Below are 20,357 nucleotides of genomic sequence, written 5' to 3'. Positions count from 1 at the left end.
GTGCCTCCGCAGGTGCACCGGACCGCTGACGAACGTTGCCCGATCGGCTGCCACGACCGGTCATGTCGGTGGCCGGTCGACTTCCCCCAAGTCTGGACAGGCGAGGGCCGCGCATGCGACCACGAGCATGCCGCAGGCCAATACCAGCATCGCGGCGCGGGTGCTCCACAGTGCGGTCGTGAACCCCACCAGGAGCGCGCCGAGCGGACCCGGCGCGCAGATCATGCCGGTGACGCCGGCGACGCGGGCGCGCAAATGCTCGGGGATGGCGTGCAGACGCGCTGCGCCGAGCGCGACGTTCATCAGGACCGCCGCTATCGACACCGGGGGCAGCCAGAAAGCGAACAGCAGCGGGGTCGGCATCGCGGTCGCCAGAAGCAGACTCGCCCCGATGGCCCAGGGCACCGCGATGATCACTGTCGACGTGCTCGATCGCGGAATGATTCTCGGAGCGAGGGCGGCACCGATCAGACCGCCGAATCCGAGTGCGCCCAGGGCGAATCCGATGTAGCCGGGGCTCGCGCCCAGCGCCTGGAGTTGCAGGGTGGCAGCCAGCGGGAATCCCATCCCGACGATGCCGTAGCCGGAAATGATCACCGCCGACCACAGGAAGAATGGATTCCGGCGCATCCATCGCATGCCCTCGGCGAGGTCGTCACGCATGCCCCGGTGTGCATTCGCCGAAGCGGTCGCGGTCAACGGTCCGCGCAGGAGATAGCTGCTCCAGCAGGCCACGAGCGCGGAGAGCGCACCGAACACGAACGGGAGAAGGGACCCGATCGAGAAGAGCACCCCGGCCACACCCGGGCCGAGCAATGTGGCCACCCGCGTGCGTATCTCGTTGCGGGACAAGGCCGTGGTGATATGGGTCCTGGCGACGACCATCGGCAGCGCGGAGAACTCGGCCAGCCCGAAGAAGGTGCGAGCGACACCCTCGGCCAGGAGCACCGCGAGCAGGTGCGCGGGCGTGAACAGTCCCGCGAGTCCGGCTACGGCGAGGCTGGTGAAGGCAATCAGCCGACCCGATTCGGCAGCGATCATGACCCGGCGGCGGTCCCAGCGATCCACCCAGACCCCCGCGGGCAGCTGGATCGTCACGCCGGGCAGGAACGCTACGAACGCGGCGATACCGGCCAGCGCGGGTGAGTGGAAGTAGCGCAGCACGACGAGCGGCGTGGCGACGGCGACAACGCGGGCTCCGAGCATCGAGACCGCCTGCCCGATCCACAGCAGCCGGAATTCGCGGTTTCGTCCGAGCGGTGCGGTCGATGCGGGGACGTCCCCTGTCTCGTTCATCGGACCGGGCAGCCTACACCGACTACTCGGAGTCCGCCAGGAGCGAGATCTTCAGTCGCAGAAAGGCTTTGAGCCGGGGCAGAAAGGTGTCAACGCGACTCGGTGCGATAGGTCCGCACGCGCACCGGGCCGGTCGCGTGTGCGGCCCGCGCCTGCCGCAGGTCAGTCGCACAGACGATTTCGGGCGGAAGAAGGGGGCCGACGCGTCTCCCCGCAGCCGGTGCATCGAGCCGTCGACAGTCTCGGGTGCACCGGCCGGCAGGCGTCGACGGTCAGCCGCGGTGCCCGGGACTGGGCGCAGACAGTCGGTCGTCCGCGCGCAGATAGGTGATGGCGAGGTCGCGGCGGGCGATGCCGGGGGCGGCCGCCTGGATCGGGCCGATCGCGGTGAGCAGTTCCCGGTAGGTCAGGTGGTCAGCCGGGTGCAGGGCGTCGGTCGGGTGGAAATCTACCGTGGCGGTGGAGGTTCCGGCCGCGGTGGCGATGATCAGGCGATAGCGCAGCGGTACGGCGGCGGCGCCGTGGGTGCGAATCGAGCGGTAGGCCGTTCGATCTCCGAGGGTGTGCAGGGCGCCGGAGTCCGTGATCGCGACGCTCGGCGATTCGATCGGTTCGTCGCCGAACGCCGCTTCGTGCAACACCTTCAGGGCATCGGCGTAGAAGGCGGGCAGCGTGTCCTCGGACACCGTGTTCCACGGGAACACCGGGTCTCCGGGCACGTCGATCTCCTCGATCAGTTCGATCCGGGTGATCTCGCGTGCCGCGGCCGCGAGCGAACGCGTCAGCCGCGCCGCGACCGCGGATCCGAAGCCGCCGGTGGCGTGCAGGGTGGACCCGCCCGCCCGGCAGGCCGCGCGCACCTCGTCCACCGGCAGCGCCCGCAGCGCGAGCGCGGTGACGACGTCGCGGCCCGCGCGGAGCTGGGTGACGACCTCGTCCGCATCGGCGGTCAGGTGGATCACCACCGCCGCCGAATCCGGCTCGGTGACAACGACATCCGAATTCTTGGCGAAGCGGTCGGCGATCGGTCCGGCGCCGAGCACCGCGATGGGCGTGATCATGCTGTCTCCACACGGAATCGGGGGCTCAGATCCGGCGTCGCGACACCGGGCGGCGCGGCGCACAGGGCCGGAATGACATCGAGCATCGCTTTGACCGAGATATCGGTGACCGCGGACCAGTCGCCGTCGTAGGAGTCCTCGTCCAACTCGTTGCGCATCTCGATCCGGGCGGGGTCGCCGTCCAGGGTGATGACGTGCCCGCCGGACGAGCTGACCGGATGATCCGGCCCGAGGTGGGCGTTGCCCGGACCCACGTGCCAGCACTCGGCATTGGTCATGAACAGCCGATCGCCGAGGTACCCGCGGTAACTCATGTGGATGGCCCCGACCGTGCCGGGTTCGATCACGCTGCCGCCCGCGACCACTCGCGTGCGCGCGGGCACCGGGTAGACGTGCCGTTCCACCCGGACCTGATCGGCGTTCGCGCCGAACAGGGAATGCGCCACGTTGGCGAGCACGGCGTCGAAATAGAAGTGCTGCATGAGCGCGATGGCATGGTCGGAGTCGACCGCGTCCAGCGGCATCCCGAACCCGAGACTGGCCAGCCCGCCCCACATGCCGTCCGGCGCGGCGGACAGGTCTCCGACCTCGAGGAATTTCACCTCGCGGACCTCGTCCAGGAGCCCGGCCAGCCGCAGCAGCACCTGTTCGACCATCAGCCCGGGGTGCAATCCGGTGCCGTGCAGGGAAACCCCGCCGCGCACGCACGCGGCCTGCAGTCGCGCACCCGAGGCCCGGCGCGGGATCGCCCGGTCCACCAGCGGTGCGGCGAGCCGATCCAGGACGGGCCGGGCGAGGCGCGCCGGGCTCGAATCCACCACTCGCATGGCGGTTCGCAACGCGGTCAGCGCCGCGGGCAGCTGCGGCCCGAAGGCGCCGCCGGTGACCCGCATCCGCGAGACGGTCCCCAATACCTCTAGCGGAGAACGTGATTCGGACAGCCAGGTTGCCATGGCGGGATTGTGATACGACGCCGCCGAGACCACGTTCTTCCCCGAACGCAGCAGGTCGAGCACGTCGGCGTCCGCGCCCTGCACCAGCGCCGGGGTCGTGGGGGTGTGCACGACGCAATCCGCTTCCAGGGCAAGGATTTCCGCCTTGGAGGTGGTAGCGGCGACGCCCACCGGCGGCAGTCCGGCCAGTTCTCCGATATCGCGGCCGTGCTTGTGCGGGCTGAACACCTTCACCCCGACGACGTCGAAATCGGGCGACTCCAGCGCGGTGCGCAACGCCCGCCCGCCCATGTCGCCGGGGCCCCAGATGATCAGTCGATACGGACGTGTCACAACCGCCTCCTTGCCGTCGCGGTAGTTCTAACACGGCGACGGATGAGAAGGATAGCCTTGGACTTTCTTATTCACTCAGGTGATCGAACTCGATGACAGGGCGCGGATCATTCGAAAAGTCGATACAGCAGGGCGCCTTGGCCCGACTGCAGGACGTGCGCCGCTGCCAACGGCACCCAGAAGCACTCGAACCTGGTCGGGCTTCCCCGGCCGTCGTGGTCTTCCCGACTGCCCCACCGATCCGGGGCAGGTTCACACAGCTCGAGGTGAAACACGTGCCGCGCCTGAATCTCCCAGCGATACGGCGAGATGTCGTACTCGAATTCGCCGAGCTTGCGCACAACCCTGAACTCACCGAGCCCGGTCTCCTCGCGCGCCTCGCGCAACGCCGCGTCCCGCGGGGCCTCGCCGGGACGGACACTGCCGGCCGGAACCTGGATGCCGACTTCCTCGTAGCTGTAGTCCACATGCCGGAACACCAGCAGTTTGCCGTCGCGCACGACGTAGACCAGCACCTTGTTCGTACGCACCTTCTCGGGCATCCGAGCGGTCCCTCCTACTACCAGGTATGTCGTAACGATTGATCCGGTGGCGCCTGATGCCCATCCAATAGTCCAGTGGGAGAACGTATGCGGATGCGGTTCGGGTAGATCGTCGGCGATTCGGTTGCGACGATTCCTTCACCCACCAATACGCTGCTTGATCAACAGTCCCCGACCGCTGGGCCGAGCGGCCGGTGACGAGGTTCGAGCGCAAGGGGACTGCCGCCGGCCGCGGCATCGCCGACCGGGCGCAGCGCGGATCGGGTAGGTCAGCCGCCCCGGGCGATGTTGACCAGCCACGAGGTCCCGAACCGGTCGACGCACATCCCGAACTCGTCGCCCCACGGCTGGGTGGCCAGCTCGACCGTCACGGTCCCTCCGTCCGACAGCGCCTGCCAGTAGCCGCGCAGCTTCTCGGTGTCGTCCCCGCCGAGGCTGACCGCGAGGTTGTTCCCGGGCCGCAATGTCTCGCCCGGCAGCATGTCGGCGGCCATCAGCGTGAGGCCGGACGCTGTTTCCAGCTGGCCGTGCATGACCTGGTCGCTCATGCCGTGGTCGTCGGTGCCGAAGTCGCCGAAGTGATTGATAGTGAGAACGCCGCCGAACACGTCCTGGTAGAACGCCAGGGCGGCCGAGGCATCACCCGCGAAGCTGAGGTAGGGGTTCATTCGAGTGGTCATGGACCGACGATAGAGATCTCATCCCACTCGAGGATGTTGTTGCGGCCTGAACCCGCCGGACTCGCGGAGTGATCTGGCGATGTAGTTTGTCAGGTTGCGGAACCCGAGGGCGGAGCCGCGGCACGCCTTCGCAGCCGCAGCGACGGCACCACTGGTCCGGAGCGAGAACCGCCGCGGTTCTAACCATGAGCTGATCGTTGGACGGACGAGATGTGGACCGTGCAGATGGCGTGACGTTTGCTCGGCGTGATTAGCCACCCTGCCCGTGGGATATGTTGGCCCGATGCCGTACTTGCAGCGCGAGGGACAAGTTTTCATCCTCCAGTTGGGCAACCCGGGTGAGCGCGATACCGAGAACCGATTCCATCCGGACTGGGTCGGCGAAATGGAGACTCTGCTCGATGAGGTCGCCGCGACCTCCGGACCCCGCGGGCTGGTCACGATCGGTGCCGGGAAGTTCTACTCCACCGGCTTCGATGTGGAGTGGGCCGCGCGAAACCCGGACCGGATCAACGAGAATGTCGCCCGCATCCTGCGCTTGTTCGCCAGAATTCTCACACTGCCGATACCGACCGTCGCGGCGATCAACGGTCACGCCTACGGCGCCGGGGCCTTTCTCACCCTCGCGCATGATCACCGGATGATGCGCGGCGATCGTGGCTTCGTGTGTTTTCCCGGCGTCACGCTCGGCGTCAACTATGCCCCCGGCATGGTGGAAATGGCGCAGTCGCAGCTGCCGCTACCGGTAGCCCGTCGTGCGTTGGTCACCGGGCATCGCTACGGCGGAACGGAAGCGTTGGCAACGGGCCTGGTCGACGCGGTCGCCGATGAGCACGACCTCCTGAAATCCGCTGTGGAGCACGCACAAAGCCTGGCTGCAACCAGCGGACCCGCCCTCGGCCACGTCAAGTCGTCGCTCTATCGCAACGCCACCTCGGCCCTGCTCGGGTCCGTCGCGCAGTACAACCACGATTCCGCTGCGGGTGGCGCGTAGATTCACGGCCGCACCGAACTGGGCATGAGTGTGCGCATCACCGGCCCGAGTTCGCCTCGGGCCGTTGACCTTTCGCCGAGCGTCTGACACGCTCGGCGATGATATTGCTGTCGCTACCGATCGAGCCAGCGGTGATGCCCTTCTGGGCGGGTGCCCGCGTCGCCAGCGATGGAGCGGCAATCGTCGTAGAGGTCGAATTCGGTGTCGACTTCCCATTCCTTCGCTCAATAGACCCGATGGCACCGGGTTGACCTCGGATCACCACTGCCGGTTGAGCTTCCACTGCGGCAGGCTGGATCGTTCGGTCAGCGCGGTATGCGGCATTATGGTGCGTTGACCCGGCGCCATTCACCGCACCGTCCAACCGGACGCGAAGGGGTTGTGGCAGTCGGCGGTGCCGTCGCCACGCGATCGGGAGAGTTAGGAGAGGCGACTCGTATGGGGCTTGCAGCACACCTGGAGCAATTGGGCCGCCCGCTTGTCGAGGAGCAACTAGCGCACCCGACCGTGGCCGGGATCGCGAAAGGCGATCTCGCCGAGCCGGTATTCCGCTCCTGGCTGGAACAGGACTACCTGTTCCTGCTCGACTACGTCCGAGTCTTCTCCCGCCTCGCCTGGCAGGCGCCCGCCGCCCACCTAGGCGACCTGGTCGACCTCGCGCACGCCACCCTGCACGACGAGATCTCACTACACCGCGGTCTGGCCACGGAGTTCGCCGCCGACCTCGACGGCGCGGTCAAGGGCGAACCGTGCAGGAATTACACCGCGTTCCTGCTGGATTCAGCCGACAACTACGCCGACGGTCTGGCCGCCCTCTACCCATGTATGTGGGGCTACTCCACCCTTGGCACCATCCTCGCCGCGAACCCACCCGCCGACCCCCGCTACCAACGCTGGATCGACACCTACGCCGACCCCGGCTTCGCAGCCCTCACAGCCCGCTGCGCTCAAATGCTCGACGAAGCGGGCGGCGACAACGCCGAGGAACTGTTCCTGACGGGCATGCGCCACGAACTTGCGTTCTGGGATGTGCCACTGAGCACCAGGTGACCTCCGCCGGCAACCGCGGAGGATCTCGTTACAGATGCGGCAGCGCGTCGTCGTCGGCCGGATATAGACCGTTCTCCAATCTGAACACATACCGCCGCAGGTCGGTGGCGAGGTCGGTGGCCAGATAGGTGAGAAAGTCCCGGACGCCCTCCGCTGGATCGGCTGACTGGCTGGGAGCGCCTTCACTCGTGTACTCGGCGAGCAACTGTGCAAGGTGCTCGGTGACCTTGCCGCGACCACTCCACCACGCACGAACGGCCTCAGCAGTCCAACGCGAGTCCCCATCGCAGGCGTAACCGTCGAACGGGTCGGCGTCCGCTGCTTCCAATAGGGATTCGACCTCGGAGGGCGACTTCGGCTGGCGATAGACGAATTCGTTGTAGTGCTCACCGCCGTAAAGGACATTGCGCGGCGCGTAAATCCTTCCGGTCCAACAGGTGTCGGTCTGCCCTGTATAGAAGGGACCTGGCACGTTCAGCCAATGCCGGTCCTGCCACTTGTCTCCGTGGTAGACGGAATCGCTGAGATCGCGCTGAACCGAAGTCATCGGATCCCAGCGGCGCGGTAGGTCGCTCACGACACCAGCATTCCCTACTGCTCGGCACGGGGCGATGCGTGTCAGCCTTCGGTCGTCACCGTGCGCAATTGCACGCGCATTTGCCTCCTGGCCAGCCGAACCGACTTGTAAGCGACATGAGCGGGCGTTGCGTACCACAAGCGTTCTCGTGCCTAATTGGTCGGCGACTACCGGGCATCTGATCGACGACCTATTCGGGGAGGGCTTCCGCATGATCCAGTTTCTGCACCGGATCGAAGAGATGGCTGATGATTCGGGATTCCTCGGACTTGTCGACCCGCACGCCTATAGGTCGTTCGTGGACGAGGACTGGACCTTGGAGACGCTGTTCGGCCGCTTCAGGTCCGAGATGCAGCGTAAGACATTGCTGCTGTGGGGAACCGGTGGCGAGGACGAATGGCGGATCGACGTCTCGGCCACCGCACTGGACCCCGCGCTGCCCGTCGTGCGCCAGGCCGTTGGCCCGATCACCGTCACCGGCGGTGAGCTGGTGGTCGTCAACTACGAGACTGTGACGATGTCTGCGCAGTTCGAGGACTGCGCTGTGGACGCGGACAAGGATATGTACAGGTCCGGGATCGAGCTCCCGAACGGCGACTACGTCTGCACCGTCAGCCAACTGACCGACCCCACGGTGGATCGGGTGCATGATGGTCCCGACTTCCACCTTCATCTGGCGGCCGGTCGGGTTCCGCACTGGGTTGATGTGGCTTGGTTCGAGCTCTGAAGCTACGTGCCGGGGGCTGTATTCGGCAGTTCCGGACGTTCGGCCGGCTCGTCGCCCACGTGTGTTCTTCCGCAGTGACTCATTGCGCCGCAGCCACTCACGAAACGGCTGCGGCGCAACGCATCAACCTAGAAGCGCCGACGGCTTACCGGCATGGGTGGGCGGCTCGTCCGGACGAAGGGGTCCGAGGTTTGGATCACCCGCGCGGGCAGGCGGGCGTGCTGGCGCTCCCACCAATAGACGGCGGCCACCGTCGAATAGGCGGCCAGCACCGCCGTGGGCAGGGCCAGGCCGATCGTGATCAAGAGCGTTATCGCCATGGGGGTCACCTTCCGCAGGAACGATGTCCGCCACGCTGCGGTCCGATGTCGCCCATATTCCCGGAAAACTGGCTGCCACACCTATTTTCGGCGTTCGATTGTGTGTTCTGCGGCACACATGTCAGCGAATGACCGTGGCAGACAACGAGAGGTTCCGGAGTCTCTTCGGAACGCGGCCCGCGACACGGGTGGCGGTGGGCGCCGACCGGCTGCCGGCGCCCACCGCCACGAGGTGGAGCAGGGTCCCGTTACAGGCCGGGACCCGGGCCGCCGAAGCGGCCGGTTGGCGCTGCGCTACCGGTGAGGATCGGCCTCCTCGGCAGCGAGATGCCGCAGGTTAGATACCCGCTGTTCGCGATTCAAACAGCTTGCACACGAAGTGGTTCCGAATGTCCGGATTCGTGAGCGAAGGGATCGACACGCCAGGTCACGCCACGCGGGTCACGGTTTACCGCGACTCCGATGGGTAGCACCCAGCCGGCACCAACCCGGCTAACCCGGTGCCGACGCCTGCCCGCCCGGTTCGAACCGCGGCACCACGCGGTTCGCCTGTCCTGATGGAGGATCGATGACGACCGCGCACACCGAACACGAGACCGCACTGCGACTGCTCGAACACATCCTCGCCCATTACGAGAGCCTCGACGCGTTCCTGCGCCAGATACACCGCGAACTCGACGAACCAACCCTTGTCCTGCCGCTCCCGGCCCACCTGGACTGCGAACTCACGGGCCCGATCGCCATGACGGCCGCAGCGGACACGGGCAGGCACGCCCGCGCCGGGCATTGACCGGGATCGCTACATCACCTGCGTTCCTGCGGCGGATCCTCGTACTCGTGCAGGCTCAGCACGATGTGGTCCATCTTGATCCGCAGCTGGGTGGGTCCGCCGCGGAGCGCGTGCGCGGCGGCGACCAGGCGCGCGGCCAGGACCCGCAGTTTCACGTTGGTCTCCTGTGAGCGCCAGCGCAGGGTCGCGAACGCCTGGTCGGGCGTGAGGCCGTACGCCAGGATCAGCACGCCTTTGGCCTGTTCGATCTGCGCGCGGGCCGAAATCAACTCCGGCATCGCCTCTTCGATGGTCGCGCGCCGACTGCGTTCGATGCTCGCGGTCAGGTCGATGAAATATCCCTCGGTGCCGACCACCGTCCCGGTGGCGTCGAACATCCCGTCGGCCACCACCAGAACCTGGTGATGCACGCCCGAGGTGTCGATGACGCGATGGCGGCTGCCGAAGGCGCCGTGGTCGCGGATCGCGGCGGCCAGCGCGTCGGCGACCGCGGCACGATCGTCGGGATGATTGTGCGACAGCAGCAGCTCGGTGGTGGGCACCTTCTCACCCGGCTCGTACCCGTACAGCTGCCAGATCTCGGGCGACCACTCCCACCGCTGGTCCTCGAACCAGAACCGGAACTTGCCCACGACCTCGGTGTACTCGGTGGTCTGCGCGTCGTCGTCGACGGGCTCGAATACCGCATCATCTCCGCTCATCGGAATCCAGCACCTCCCATCCTCGATCGAGGAGTGCCCGGGACCGACTCCGACAAACCGGCGGCTACTCGGCCACGGGCGCGCCCGGATCGTTTCGCCGCAGCCAGTCGGTGAGCGAGCGGCCCGCATCGAGGACGTGACGTTCGGCGATGTCGCGGGCGCGAATCGGGTCGCGGTCGGTCAGCGCCTCCAGGAGCTGATCGTGTTCGTGCAGGGCGTTCTGTTCGTGTTCGGGGAAGACGCGCAGGAAGTTCGTGGGGACCACGCGGGCCGCCTGTTTGATTTGAGTCAGCAGGCGGGGCGAATGGGACGTGCGGTGAATCTGCTGGTGGAAGCGCCAATTGGCGTCGGCTATCGCGTCTTCGCCGGAGTGGCTCGCCACCGCGTCGGCGAGTTCACGCAGGTGCGCGAGTTCGGCGTCGGTGGCCCGTTCCGCCGACCAGGCGGCGGCCTGGCCGGTCAGGACGCCGAGGATCGTGAAGCTGTCCATGACATCGGCGGGGCTGATGCCCAACACCGTGATGCCGCTGCGGGGCGCCACGCGAACCAGGCCCTCGAACGACAGCTCCAGCAGCGCCTCGCGGACGGGGGTGCGGCTGGTGGCGAACTCCTCGGTGATCGCGTCGAGGTCTATGCGCGCGCCGGCGGGGAGCGCGCCGGTGAGGATGCGGTCACGGAGTTCACGGGCTGCGCGTTCGCGCACTGTGCCGCCGATATCGACTGATCGCGATGCCATTTGCGGGAGCCTAGCAGGTGCCGGATACAAGGTTTGATATCTGATATATCAGATGTTACGTTCACAATATGACAGCACAGCGTCGCGACCGCATGACCCTGGTCGCTTTTATGCAGGCGGGCAGCACTTCGGTCTACGCGGGTTCGTGGCGGCATCCGGCCACCGAGCACGGGTACCTCGACGCGTCCTACTACGCGAAGGTCGGACGGCAGCTGGAGGAAGGCTGCTTCGACCTGATGTTCTTCGATGACCGGCTGGCCATGCCGGGCATCTACGACGGTTCGGTGGCCGAGGCGGTCCGCTACGGGGCGCGGCCGGTCAAGCTGGATCTGGGCGTGGTGCTCGGTGTGCTGGCGCAGAGCACGTCGCGGATCGGTTTGGGCGCAACGTATTCGACCACGTACTACGCGCCTTTCCATGTGGCGCGGACCTTCTCCACCCTGGATCACCTGTCCGGCGGGCGGGCCGCGTGGAACGTCGTGACCTCGGTCAACGACAGCGAAGCCCAGAACTTCGGCGTCAACGCCCATCTCGGCCACGACGAGCGCTACGACCGCGCGGACGAGTTCCTCGAGGTCGTCAGCGGACTGTGGGACACCTGGGACGAGGACGCGATCATCCACGACCGCGCGGCCGGGATATACGCCGATCCCGGCAAGGTGCATGAACTCGGGCACGTCGGCCGGTTCTTCTCCGCGCGCGGACCGCTGACCGTCCCGCGCACCCCGCAGGGCCGGCCGGTCATCATTCAGGCGGGCTCGTCCGGGCGCGGCCGCGAATTCGCCTCGCGCTGGGCGGAATTGATCTTCACCGGCGACCCCGGGCTCGAGGTCGCCCGCAACCACTACGCCGATCAGAAGGCGCGCATCGCCGACGCCGGGCGCGATCCGGACTCGGTGAAGATCTGTCCCATGGCGTACGCGGTGGTCGGCGAATCCGAGCAGCACGCCCGAGAGCGCGAGGCCATGCTGCTCGAGGACCTGGTGCACCCGATGGCGTCGCTGACACTGCTGTCGGAGCTGATGAACTACGACTTCGCACAGCACGATCTCGACGACCCGGTCACCGATGAGCTGATCGCCTCGGTCTCGGGCATCCGGGGATTGGTGCAGAATCTGCGCACCCATATCGGCGGGACGGTCACCGTCCGCGACCTGGCCGGCCACCGCGCGACCCTGCTGCAGGGCCCGCGGTTCGTCGGCACCGGCGAGCAGGTCGCCGACCAGATGGCCGAATGGTTCCACGGCGGCGCCTGCGACGGCTTCGTCCTGGCCGCCACGCACATGCCCGGATCGTTCGAAGACGTTGTGCGCATGGTGGTTCCGCGCCTGCAACAGCGCGGCCTGTTCCGCACCGCCTACGAGGGCAACACCCTGCGCGATCATCTCGGACTGGATCGCCCCGCGGTGCGCCGCCCGGCCGTGCCCACCGGACCGGTCGCGTAATGAACGCCATGCTCTCGGGTGTGCGGGTCCTGGACCTGGCCACCTTGGCCGCCGCACCGTTGGCGGCGACCTACCTCGGTGAATTCGGCGCCGAAGTGATCAAAGTCGAGCAACCGGGGGTCGGGGATCCCATCCGCACCTGGGGCGCGCAGCGCGACGGCGTCGGCCTGATGTGGAAGTCGGTGTCCCGCAACAAACGCTCCATCACCCTGGACATGCGCGGCGCCGAAGGCCAGGATCTGCTGCGCCGGCTGGTGGCCGAAGCCGATGTGGTGGTGAGCAATACGCGGCCGCAGACGCTGCGCAAATGGGGCCTGGACTACGAGAGCCTGCGCGCGGTCAACGACCGCGTGATCATGCTCCACATCACCGGCTTCGGACTGACCGGCCCCAAGAGCGAGCGTCCCGGCTTCGGCACCCTGGGCGAAGCCATGAGCGGATTCGCCCACATCACCGGCGCGGCGGACGGCCCGCCGACCCTGCCGCCGTTCATGCTCGCCGACGGCGTGGCCTCGCTGAACGCGGCCTACGCGGTGCTGATGGCGCTCTATCACCGGGACGTGCACGGCGGTCCCGGGCAGCTGATCGACATCAACCTGGTCGATCCCCTCGCGCGCCTGCTCGAACAGACCCTGCTCGGCTACGACCAGCTCGGCATCGTCGCCCAGCGCGCCGGAAACCGCTGGGACATCTCCGCGCCGCGCAACACCTATCGCACCGCCGACGGCAGATGGCTCGCCATGTCCGGTAGCTCCCCCGCCCTGGCGCTGCGCGTGTTCCGGGCGATCGGACGCGCGGACCTGGTCACCGACGCGGAGTTCTCCGACCCGCAGCGCCGCCTGGCTCGCGCCCGTGAGGTGGACGACGTCGTCGCGGACTGGGTGTCGAAACAGACACTCGCCCAGGCGATGTCGGCGTTCGAAGCGCACGAGGTCGCCGCCGCGCCGGTCTACGATATCGAGGACCTCCTACGCGATGAGCAGTTGCGCCACCGCGAGGTCTTCGTCCCGGTCGCCGACGCCGAACTCGGCACGATGACCGTGCAGGCCCCGGTACCCCGCTTCTCCGAAAGCCACGGCCGCGTCGAACATCTCGGCCCGCGGCTGGGTGAACACAATGCCGAGGTCTACGGCGAACTGCTGGGCCTGAGCGCCGACGAGGTGGCCGACCTGCGGCACCGCGGCGTGCTCTGACCCGCTCCGATAATCCCGAACCACGAAGGAATTCGACGATGACCCTGCTCGTGCGGCGCTCCGAACTCGCCCTGCCCGCCTGCAACGACCACATGTTCGCCAAAGCGCTCTCCTGCGGCGCGGACCTGGTGTTCCTGGACCTCGAGGACGCCACCCCCGAGTCGCTCAAGGAGTCCGCACGCGAGAAGGCCATTACCGCGCTCACCGAGATGGACTGGGGCCGAACGGTTCCCGCGATCCGGATCAACGGGCTCGACACCAAGTGGTGCCACGACGACATCATCGAGGTCGTCACCCGCGCCCGCGAGAAGCTGCACACCATCGTCGTGCCCAAGGCGTGCACCGCGCGCGACGTGTGGTGGGTGGATCTGCTGCTCACCCAGCTCGAGGACAAGCTGGGCCTCACCCGCCGGATCCGCCTGGAGGTGCTGATCGAGGAGGTCGAGGGCCTGGCCAACGCCGAGGAGATCGCGGTCGCCAGCGACCGGATCGACGCCATCATCTTCGGCGTCGGCGACTTCTCGCTGTCCCAGGGCGCGCGCGTGGACACCAACTTCGAGCCGCTCGGCGACTACCCCGGCGACTTCTGGCACTACGCCCGCAACAAGACCCTGGTCGCGGCGCGCATCGCCGGCGTGCTCGCCATCGACGCGCCCTACCCGGACTACGGCAACGTCGAAGGCTACGAACGCGACGCACACCGCGCGTCGCTGCTCGGCTACACCGGCAAGTGGGCGATCCACCCCGCCCAGGTTCCCATCGCCAATCGCGTCTACTCCCCCACCGCGGCCGAAATCGCGCTGGCCCAACGCAATATCGCCGCCTACCGCGAGGCGGAGGCGAACGGCCGCGGCGCGGTCGGCGTCGACGGCGTCCTGGTCGACGCCGCACACATCAAGATGGCTCAGGCCACGCTCGCACGGGCGGCCGCCATCGATCCCGACCTGCTGCGCGGGGACACCGTCAGCGCCGGACGCTGAGCGTCAGCCGATCCACAACACCCGCAGCACGTGTACCTCGCGGACGTTCTCCAGGACGAGGTACACGATCTGGCCCGCCGAGTCGGGTCCGAACAACCAGTAGCGCACCGCGCCTTCGGGGTTGTCCACGTGCTGCGGGTGCCCGGCCCACGGGGTGAGTTCGAGGAACGACAACACCTCGGCATAGCCTTCGAGGGCATCCAGGGGCAGAGCCGCGACCTGGTCGAAAGTTTCCGGGTCGGGGACGATCCGATACACGCTCAGCGCGCCCGCAGCCGCTGCTCGATCAACGCGCGCAGGTCCTCGACGCTGCCCGCACCGGGATTGGCCCCGGTCCGCTGAATCTGCTCGGCCTTGGCCTGCAGCGCGAAATACGCACCCGGCTCCCGCAATTCGGCCGCCGCGAGATGCCGCCATTTGAGCAGCAGCTCGTGAATTCCCGAGAGTTCCTTGCTTTGTTTGGCCTTCTCGAGCACGAATTCCCATTCGCGATCGAACTCCGCCCGCAGGGTGGGCGTCAGCGCGGCCCGGATCGCCCCGGGCTCGGCTGCCGGGGCGCCCGGGTCGGGATCGTGACGCGGTGCGGGTGAGGCCATGGCCCTACGATATCCGCTCGGTTCGACACTGTCGCCCGCCTGCCGCGCCGGACTCGGCCCGTTTCCCGGGGCCGGCGGCGAGCAGGCGCTGTCCGCGCAGGTCAGCAGGCGGTGGAGGTGCCGCCCTGCAGCGAGAGCAGCGCGCAGAAGGTGATGGCCGCGACCTTCCACTCGTCGCCTTCCTTGACCGCGTTGCCGGCCTGGTCCGGCAGTGCCGGGGTGCCGTTGAGCAGCAGGGTGTAGGTGACGTCGGCGTGCGTGCCGTCCACGACCTTGACCGCGGAGACCGTGGCCGAGGTGCCCGAGGCCTGCGGGTTGGCCGCGGCGGCCTGCAGGACCGGGGCGAACTCCTGCCCCTTCTCCACGGTGGCGACGCGCTGCTCGGTGGGGGCCTTGGCATTGAAGAAGGTGGTGAAGGCATCGGTGATGGCCTTCGTGGTGGCCTCGTCGGCCCGGGCGGCCGCGGCCGTGGTGGTCACCGCGGCCGAGGTCTTGGCCGAGGTGGAATCGTCGTCCGAACTACAGCCGGTGAGCGCGGCCGCGGCGAGCAGTACCCCGAGGGCGGCGGCGGAGGTGCGACGGAAAGAGATTCGCATGGTGGTTCCTCATCTGAAAGGGAGAAGCGCGGGGCCTCGACGGGCCCCGCGAAGGGTGTTTCTCGGGCGTACGGTAATACGAACAGTAGATCCGGTGGGAGAATTACTCGATATTCGCTTTCATTTGTTCGAGTCGCATCAGCACCGGGAAGTCGTTGACGCTGAGCGCATTTCCGTGACCGGTCTGATGAATGTCGAACACCGACTGGATCGCGGCGTAGAAGCCCTGCACATCCAGGGTCTGGTTCACCGCACGCTTGGCCTGACGCAGGCCGAACGGCGGCATGGTGGCGATGTGGGCGGCGAGCTCACGGGTCTTGGCGTCGAGTTCGGCGCGCGGCACGACAGTGTTCACCATGCCGGTGCTCTCGGCCTCGGTCGCGGTGATCGGCCGCCCGGTGAACAGGATCTCCTTGGCTTTGCGCGGCCCCAGTTCCCAGGTGTGCCCGTGGTATTCGACGCCGCCGATGCCCATCAGCACGACCGGGTCGGAGAACAGCGCGTCGTCGGCGGCCACGATGAGATCGCACGGCCAGCACAGCAGCAGCGCCCCGGCGATGCACCGGCCCTGCACCGCCGCGATGGACGGCTTGGGCACGTTGCGCCAGCGCAGCGAATACTCCAGGTAGCGACGGGATTCTATCTCGTAGATGGTGTCGAGGGTGATCCGGGACGGGTCCGGCCAGGAGCTGTCCTTGAGATCGTGCCCCGCCGAGAAGTGCTTGCCCTCGGCCCGCAGCACGATGACCGCGACCTCCGGATCCGCGGCGGCCCGGGTCCAGGCGGCGTCCAATTCGTCCAGCAGGTCGCCGTTCTGAGCGTTGGCGGCCTCGGGGCGGTTCAGGCTGATGGTCGCGATCTTGTCGGCGACCTCGTAGCGGATGTACTCGCTCATGTTTATCGACTCCGGGGAAGACCGAGCACCCGCTCGGCGATGATGTTGCGCTGAATCTCGGACGTTCCGCCCGCGATGGTGCCCGCGAAGCTGCGGGCGTACCGTTCGAACCAGCTGCCCACGGTGTTGTCGTGGTTCAGCGGATGCATGGGCCCCGTGAACATTTCGTTCAGCAGGCCCTCGGGACCGGCGGCGGTGAGGGCGTGCTCGGAGGCGGTCTGCACGGCCTCGGACCCCAGCAGCTTGAGCACCGACAACCCGGCCACATCCTGCTGCCCGCGCGACTCCCGCGCCAGCGCCGCCGAACCGAGCAGGCGCAGCGACAGATTGTCCATGACCAGGGTGGCGTAGTGGTCCCTGTCGAACACGCTGTGCGGCTCGAAATCGTCTATCAGGCACTGCAATCGGTCGGCGAAGCTGAGCCACAGCATGGTCCGCTCGTGGCCGAGCGAGCCGTTGGCCACGCCCCAGCCGCCGTGCAGCGGGCCGACCAGATTCTCCGCGGGCACCCGCGCGTTCTCGAAGAACACCTCGTTGAAGTCCACATCGCGCGGACCGCAGATGGACGGGAACGGCCGCCGGGTTACCCCGGGGGTGTCGGTGGGAATCAGCAGAACGCTCAGGCCCTTGTGTTTCGGCGCGTCGGGATCGGTGCGCACGAAGGTCAGCAGCACGTCGGCGTGATGCGCGCCGGAGGTCCACACCTTCTGGCCGTTGACCACGAAGTCGTCGCCGTCGCGCACCGCGCGGGTGCGCAGCCCGGCCAGGTCCGACCCCGCACCCGGTTCGCTCATGCCCAGGGCCGCGGTCAATTCCGCGCGCAGGATCCGCACGGCCCAGTTCTTCTTCTGTTCCGCGGTGCCGAAGGACAGCAGCGACGCCGCCACGATGCCCAGGCCCTGCGGGTTGAAGCTGTGGTAGATGCGCCGGCGGGACAGCTCTTCGAGGTGCACGTACTGCTGCAGGATCGAGGCGTTGCGACCACCGAATTCCGGTGTGTTGCCGGGCAACAGCCACCCGTGCTCGAACTGGGTGCGCTGCCACTGCCGCGCCCAGTCGGGCACCTCGGCGCTCGAGACCGGGCGATCGGCGCGGGCCTGCGCCAGGTCCGGCATGTGCTCGGTCAGGAATTCGACGAAGGCGGCGCGGAAGTCCTCGACCTCGGCGTCAAAAGTCAGTCGCACGGTACTCCTCGGCGATCAGCGCCCGATGCGCCACGACTCCGCCGAGCAGCAGCTCGCCGGCCTTGGCGCGTTTGAGCGCGAACTGCAGGTCGTTCTCCCACGTGTAGCTCATGGCCCCGAACAGCTGCATGCCGTGCCGGAACACCAGCGACTGGCACTCCCCCGCCGCGGCCTTGGCCATCGAGGCGGCCACGCGGCGGCGCGGATCGTCGGCCGAGATCGTCAGAGCCGCGAAATAGGCCAGGGCCCGCGCTCTTTCGATGGCCACGTGCATATCGGCGGCCTTGTGTTTGACCGCCTGGAACGAGCCGATCGGCACCCCGAACTGCTCGCGGCCCCGGACATGGTCGAGCACCAGGTCCAGCACGCGCGCGCACGCGCCGACCATGGTCAGCGCCATACCGGTCAGGGCGACGTGGCGGCCGCGTTCGATGTCGGCGTCGATCCGATCGCTCTCGCCGACGCGGATGCCCGCGAAGCTCACCTCCGCCACGTGCAGGACGGGATCGAACGCCGCCTCCCGCCGGATGATCGCGTCCGTGGCGGGCACGGTGAACACCCCGGCGCGGGTGGCGACGGCGAACCGCTCGGCGCGATCACCGTCGAGCACGTGGCGCCCGGTGCCGCTGAGCAACCAGCCCGTGCCGTCGTGGAAGGCGGTGACCCCCTCGTACACGGCCGCGCCCGGGGCCGAGCCGTCGCCGGATCCGGCTGCCAGGGGCGCGAACTGGGTCATGGTGGCCAGGAACGGCGTCGGATCGGTCGCGTAGCCGAGGGCTTCGAGAACGATGGCCAGCTCGACCGCGTCGGCGGGGTCGGTCAGTTCGGTCCAGCCCTGATCGACGTACACCCGCCACAGTTCGTCGGTGCTCGCACCGCGGTCCGCGACCGCGCGCACCAGTTCGGGCGGACCGTGTTTGGCGATGACCTCGCGGACCGTTTTCTGCCACAGCCGCTGGTCGGAGTCGAACTCCAAAAGCATCCCGGCACGCCTCCTCACTGATGCGCTCGTAACGCAAGCGAGAATATCATTCTCCTAGAATGAAAGTCATCCTTCGCGACGATGGAAGGCGCGCCGACCCTAGAGTCCAGGAATACGACGTTCTCCGGTACAGTGCATTCATGTTCTCCCCCTACAACCGAGGACCGATGCGGCCGTGACCAGCCCGAGCGAAGAGCCAGCCTGGAAGCAGCGCGCTGTCGAGCGCTCGCTGCGCGCCGCCAAAGTGCGAGCCGAGGAACGCGTTCAGCGTTTCCTGGACGCCGCGCAGGCCATCATCACCGAGAAGGGATCGACCGACTTCACCGTCCAGGAGGTCGTCGACCGCTCCCGGCAGTCGCTGCGCAGCTTCTACCTGCAGTTCGACGGTAAGCACGAGCTGCTGCTCGCCCTGTTCGAGGACGCGCTGAGCCGGACCGCCGAGCAGCTGCGCGCCGCCGCCGACGGGCAGACCGATCCCCTGGACAAGTTGCAGATCTCGGTCGAACTGCTCTTCGAACTGTGCCGGCCCGATCCGTCCGCACAGCGCCCGCTGTTCACCGATTTCGCACCGCAGCTGCTGCTTTCGCATCCGAGTCAGGTGAAGGTGGCGCACGCGCCGCTGCTGACCCTGTTCACCGAGTTGATGGAACAGGCCGCCGCGGCCGGGCAGTTGCCGGCGGACGCGAACCCACGCCGACTGTCGGCGATGGTGATGCAGACGGTCATGTTCACCGCGCAGTCCTCCGGGGCGATCGACGAGGAGACCCCGAACCCGATCACCGCCACCGAGGTCTGGAACTTCTGCGCGCACGGTTTCACCCGCGCCTGAGAACGCTGTTCTCATTCAGGAGAACTTTACTTAGACTCGGGGCATGACCGAGCTGTGGACCGATCTCGTCGCCTGTCTGAACCTGGACGAGCAACCGCCCCTCGCAGACACCACCGTCTTCGAGGGGCGCAATCAGAAGCTGGACTATCACCGGGTGTTCGGCGGCCAGTTGCTGGGCCAGTTCACCCGCGCCGCAGCGCTGAGTTTTCCCGACAAGACGGTCAAGTCGCTGCACGTGGTGTTCCCACGCGAGGGTCGCGCCGACGAGCCCGTGCGCTACCGGCTCGAGCGCGCGCACGCCGGGCGCACCTTCGCGACCGTCACCGCCACGGCCGAGCAGGCGGGCAAGATCATCGCGACCGCCTCCATCTCCCTGCACAGCGCGGAGGACGGCCCCGACTTCCACAGTGTCGCACCGATTCCCGCGCTCCCCTCCGCCGAGCACAAGATCGACGGCATGGATCTGCTGCCCTGGGAGGTGCGCTCGCTCACCGATCTGAACGATCCCGCCGCACGCGCCCCGGACTACGAGCTGTGGATGCGCACCCCGGTCGTGGAACCCGCGCTGTCGCAGGCGATCGCCGCCTATGCCACCGACCTCACCCTGATCGGCACCGCGCTGCTGCCGGTGGCCGGGTTCGACCAGCGCGGCAACGGCACCGCCTTCCTGTCCGCGGTCACCTCGCACACCCTGTGGTTCCATCGCCCGTTCCGCACCGACGACTGGCTGCTGCTGCGTCAGCACAGCCCGCTGCTCGCGCACGGGCGCTGCTTCGGCCGGGGCGACATCCTCACCGAGTCGGGGAGCCTGGTCGCCTCGTACGCGCAGGAGGCGATGGTTCGCCTGCCCGCGTAACCGCTCGACGCCGGCGCGAAGCCGCACCCGCCTCGAACGCG

The 20,357-nt window shown here is 67.7% G+C and carries 24 protein-coding genes; 9 read left to right on the top strand and 15 right to left on the bottom strand.

What is annotated here, in order from left to right; translation table 11 throughout:
- Positions 1 to 60: 60 nt before the first annotated feature.
- The 5 genes from ACFVBH_RS25045 to ACFVBH_RS25025 form a co-directional block, all read right to left on the bottom strand.
- The gene (locus ACFVBH_RS25045) at positions 61 to 1,296 is read right to left on the bottom strand and encodes an MFS transporter (RefSeq protein WP_379004996.1); all 1,236 of its coding nucleotides are present in this window, start codon (positions 1,294 to 1,296) and stop codon (positions 61 to 63) included.
- Between the two features lie 272 nt (positions 1,297 to 1,568).
- The gene (locus ACFVBH_RS25040; protein ID WP_379004994.1) at positions 1,569 to 2,357 is read right to left on the bottom strand and encodes a hypothetical protein; all 789 of its coding nucleotides are present in this window, start codon (positions 2,355 to 2,357) and stop codon (positions 1,569 to 1,571) included.
- Entirely contained in the window at positions 2,354 to 3,643 is a 1,290-nt protein-coding gene (locus ACFVBH_RS25035) for a hypothetical protein (protein ID WP_379004992.1), read from the bottom strand. The genes ACFVBH_RS25040 and ACFVBH_RS25035 overlap by 4 nt, the downstream gene beginning before the upstream one ends.
- Before the next feature lie 107 nt (positions 3,644 to 3,750).
- A complete protein-coding gene (locus ACFVBH_RS25030) occupies positions 3,751 to 4,185 on the bottom strand; it encodes an NUDIX domain-containing protein (protein WP_379004990.1) in 435 nt (144 codons plus the stop codon).
- Between the two features lie 269 nt (positions 4,186 to 4,454).
- Positions 4,455 to 4,865 carry a VOC family protein gene (locus tag ACFVBH_RS25025; protein WP_379004988.1) on the bottom strand — a complete coding sequence of 137 codons (411 nt, stop codon included), beginning with the start codon at positions 4,863 to 4,865 and terminating at the stop codon, positions 4,455 to 4,457.
- Between the two features lie 283 nt (positions 4,866 to 5,148).
- Here ACFVBH_RS25025 and ACFVBH_RS25020 point away from each other — a divergent pair, with 283 nt between their 5' ends.
- Both ACFVBH_RS25020 and ACFVBH_RS25015 read left to right on the top strand, forming a co-directional pair.
- Positions 5,149 to 5,859, top strand: a complete 711-nt coding sequence (locus tag ACFVBH_RS25020) for an enoyl-CoA hydratase/isomerase family protein (protein WP_379004986.1) — start codon at positions 5,149 to 5,151, stop codon at positions 5,857 to 5,859.
- A 438-nt stretch (positions 5,860 to 6,297) separates the two neighbouring features.
- Complete coding sequence (locus ACFVBH_RS25015; protein WP_379004984.1) at positions 6,298 to 6,909, top strand: TenA family protein; 612 nt, start codon at positions 6,298 to 6,300, stop codon at positions 6,907 to 6,909.
- 28 nt (positions 6,910 to 6,937) lie between these two features.
- On the opposite strand, the gene ACFVBH_RS25010 is transcribed toward ACFVBH_RS25015, so the two are convergent.
- Positions 6,938 to 7,486, bottom strand: coding sequence for a ferredoxin (locus ACFVBH_RS25010; RefSeq protein WP_379004982.1), 549 nt, complete (start codon positions 7,484 to 7,486; stop codon positions 6,938 to 6,940).
- Positions 7,487 to 7,697: 211 nt separating this feature from the next.
- Between ACFVBH_RS25010 and ACFVBH_RS25005 the strand changes: the two genes are divergently transcribed.
- On the top strand, positions 7,698 to 8,213 hold the full coding sequence (locus ACFVBH_RS25005; RefSeq protein ID WP_379004980.1) for a hypothetical protein: 516 nt from the start codon (positions 7,698 to 7,700) through the stop codon (positions 8,211 to 8,213).
- A 128-nt stretch (positions 8,214 to 8,341) separates the two neighbouring features.
- Here ACFVBH_RS25005 and ACFVBH_RS25000 read toward each other — a convergent pair whose 3' ends face one another.
- Positions 8,342 to 8,533 (bottom strand): hypothetical protein, encoded by a 192-nt coding sequence (locus ACFVBH_RS25000; protein WP_379004978.1) that lies wholly within the window; start codon positions 8,531 to 8,533, stop codon positions 8,342 to 8,344.
- A 568-nt stretch (positions 8,534 to 9,101) separates the two neighbouring features.
- Here ACFVBH_RS25000 and ACFVBH_RS24995 point away from each other — a divergent pair.
- On the top strand, positions 9,102 to 9,323 hold the full coding sequence (locus ACFVBH_RS24995; RefSeq protein WP_379004976.1) for a hypothetical protein: 222 nt from the start codon (positions 9,102 to 9,104) through the stop codon (positions 9,321 to 9,323).
- A gap of 14 nt (positions 9,324 to 9,337) precedes the next feature.
- Here the strand turns inward: ACFVBH_RS24995 and ACFVBH_RS24990 are convergent, their stop codons facing one another.
- Both ACFVBH_RS24990 and ACFVBH_RS24985 read right to left on the bottom strand, forming a co-directional pair.
- Positions 9,338 to 10,024, bottom strand: a complete 687-nt coding sequence (locus tag ACFVBH_RS24990; RefSeq protein WP_354984417.1) for an ANTAR domain-containing protein — start codon at positions 10,022 to 10,024, stop codon at positions 9,338 to 9,340.
- A gap of 64 nt (positions 10,025 to 10,088) precedes the next feature.
- Positions 10,089 to 10,760 carry a GntR family transcriptional regulator gene (locus ACFVBH_RS24985; protein WP_379004973.1) on the bottom strand — a complete coding sequence of 224 codons (672 nt, stop codon included), beginning with the start codon at positions 10,758 to 10,760 and terminating at the stop codon, positions 10,089 to 10,091.
- 68 nt (positions 10,761 to 10,828) lie between these two features.
- On the opposite strand from ACFVBH_RS24985, the gene ACFVBH_RS24980 reads away from it, so the two are divergent.
- From ACFVBH_RS24980 to ACFVBH_RS24970, 3 genes are read left to right on the top strand one after another with little or no spacing between them, the layout of a single operon-like run.
- A complete protein-coding gene (locus ACFVBH_RS24980) occupies positions 10,829 to 12,205 on the top strand; it encodes an LLM class flavin-dependent oxidoreductase (RefSeq protein WP_379004971.1) in 1,377 nt (458 codons plus the stop codon).
- 8 nt (positions 12,206 to 12,213) lie between these two features.
- Positions 12,214 to 13,398 (top strand): CaiB/BaiF CoA transferase family protein, encoded by a 1,185-nt coding sequence (locus tag ACFVBH_RS24975; protein WP_379005881.1) that lies wholly within the window; start codon positions 12,214 to 12,216, stop codon positions 13,396 to 13,398.
- A 38-nt stretch (positions 13,399 to 13,436) separates the two neighbouring features.
- A complete protein-coding gene (locus ACFVBH_RS24970) occupies positions 13,437 to 14,378 on the top strand; it encodes an HpcH/HpaI aldolase/citrate lyase family protein (RefSeq protein ID WP_379004969.1) in 942 nt (313 codons plus the stop codon).
- 3 nt (positions 14,379 to 14,381) lie between these two features.
- On the opposite strand, the gene ACFVBH_RS24965 is transcribed toward ACFVBH_RS24970, so the two are convergent.
- The 6 genes from ACFVBH_RS24965 to ACFVBH_RS24940 all read right to left on the bottom strand — a co-directional run bounded on the left by ACFVBH_RS24965 (position 14,382) and on the right by ACFVBH_RS24940 (position 18,631).
- Positions 14,382 to 14,636, bottom strand: a complete 255-nt coding sequence (locus ACFVBH_RS24965; RefSeq protein WP_379004967.1) for a hypothetical protein — start codon at positions 14,634 to 14,636, stop codon at positions 14,382 to 14,384.
- A gap of 2 nt (positions 14,637 to 14,638) precedes the next feature.
- Complete coding sequence (locus tag ACFVBH_RS24960) at positions 14,639 to 14,974, bottom strand: DUF6247 family protein (RefSeq protein WP_354984422.1); 336 nt, start codon at positions 14,972 to 14,974, stop codon at positions 14,639 to 14,641.
- A gap of 101 nt (positions 14,975 to 15,075) precedes the next feature.
- Positions 15,076 to 15,570: a hypothetical protein gene (locus ACFVBH_RS24955; RefSeq protein ID WP_379004965.1), complete on the bottom strand. Its 495-nt coding sequence runs from the start codon at positions 15,568 to 15,570 to the stop codon at positions 15,076 to 15,078.
- 103 nt (positions 15,571 to 15,673) lie between these two features.
- Positions 15,674 to 16,465 carry an enoyl-CoA hydratase gene (locus ACFVBH_RS24950; RefSeq protein ID WP_354984424.1) on the bottom strand — a complete coding sequence of 264 codons (792 nt, stop codon included), beginning with the start codon at positions 16,463 to 16,465 and terminating at the stop codon, positions 15,674 to 15,676.
- A gap of 2 nt (positions 16,466 to 16,467) precedes the next feature.
- Positions 16,468 to 17,649, bottom strand: a complete 1,182-nt coding sequence (locus tag ACFVBH_RS24945; RefSeq protein ID WP_354984425.1) for an acyl-CoA dehydrogenase family protein — start codon at positions 17,647 to 17,649, stop codon at positions 16,468 to 16,470.
- On the bottom strand, positions 17,633 to 18,631 hold the full coding sequence (locus ACFVBH_RS24940) for an acyl-CoA dehydrogenase family protein (RefSeq protein WP_379004962.1): 999 nt from the start codon (positions 18,629 to 18,631) through the stop codon (positions 17,633 to 17,635). The genes ACFVBH_RS24945 and ACFVBH_RS24940 overlap by 17 nt, the downstream gene beginning before the upstream one ends.
- 175 nt (positions 18,632 to 18,806) lie before the next feature.
- Here ACFVBH_RS24940 and ACFVBH_RS24935 point away from each other — a divergent pair, with 175 nt between their 5' ends.
- Complete coding sequence (locus tag ACFVBH_RS24935; RefSeq protein ID WP_354984427.1) at positions 18,807 to 19,460, top strand: TetR/AcrR family transcriptional regulator; 654 nt, start codon at positions 18,807 to 18,809, stop codon at positions 19,458 to 19,460.
- Positions 19,461 to 19,503: 43 nt separating this feature from the next.
- On the top strand, positions 19,504 to 20,316 hold the full coding sequence (locus ACFVBH_RS24930) for an acyl-CoA thioesterase (protein ID WP_379004959.1): 813 nt from the start codon (positions 19,504 to 19,506) through the stop codon (positions 20,314 to 20,316).
- Positions 20,317 to 20,357: the final 41 nt, after the last annotated feature.

Source organism: Nocardia sp. NPDC057668 (assembly GCF_042799795.1).
In the GTDB taxonomy this organism is placed as follows: Bacteria; Actinomycetota; Actinomycetes; order Mycobacteriales; family Mycobacteriaceae; genus Nocardia.
Note: the sequence above shows the minus strand (reverse complement) of the source record. Positions and strands in the feature narration are given on the sequence as shown.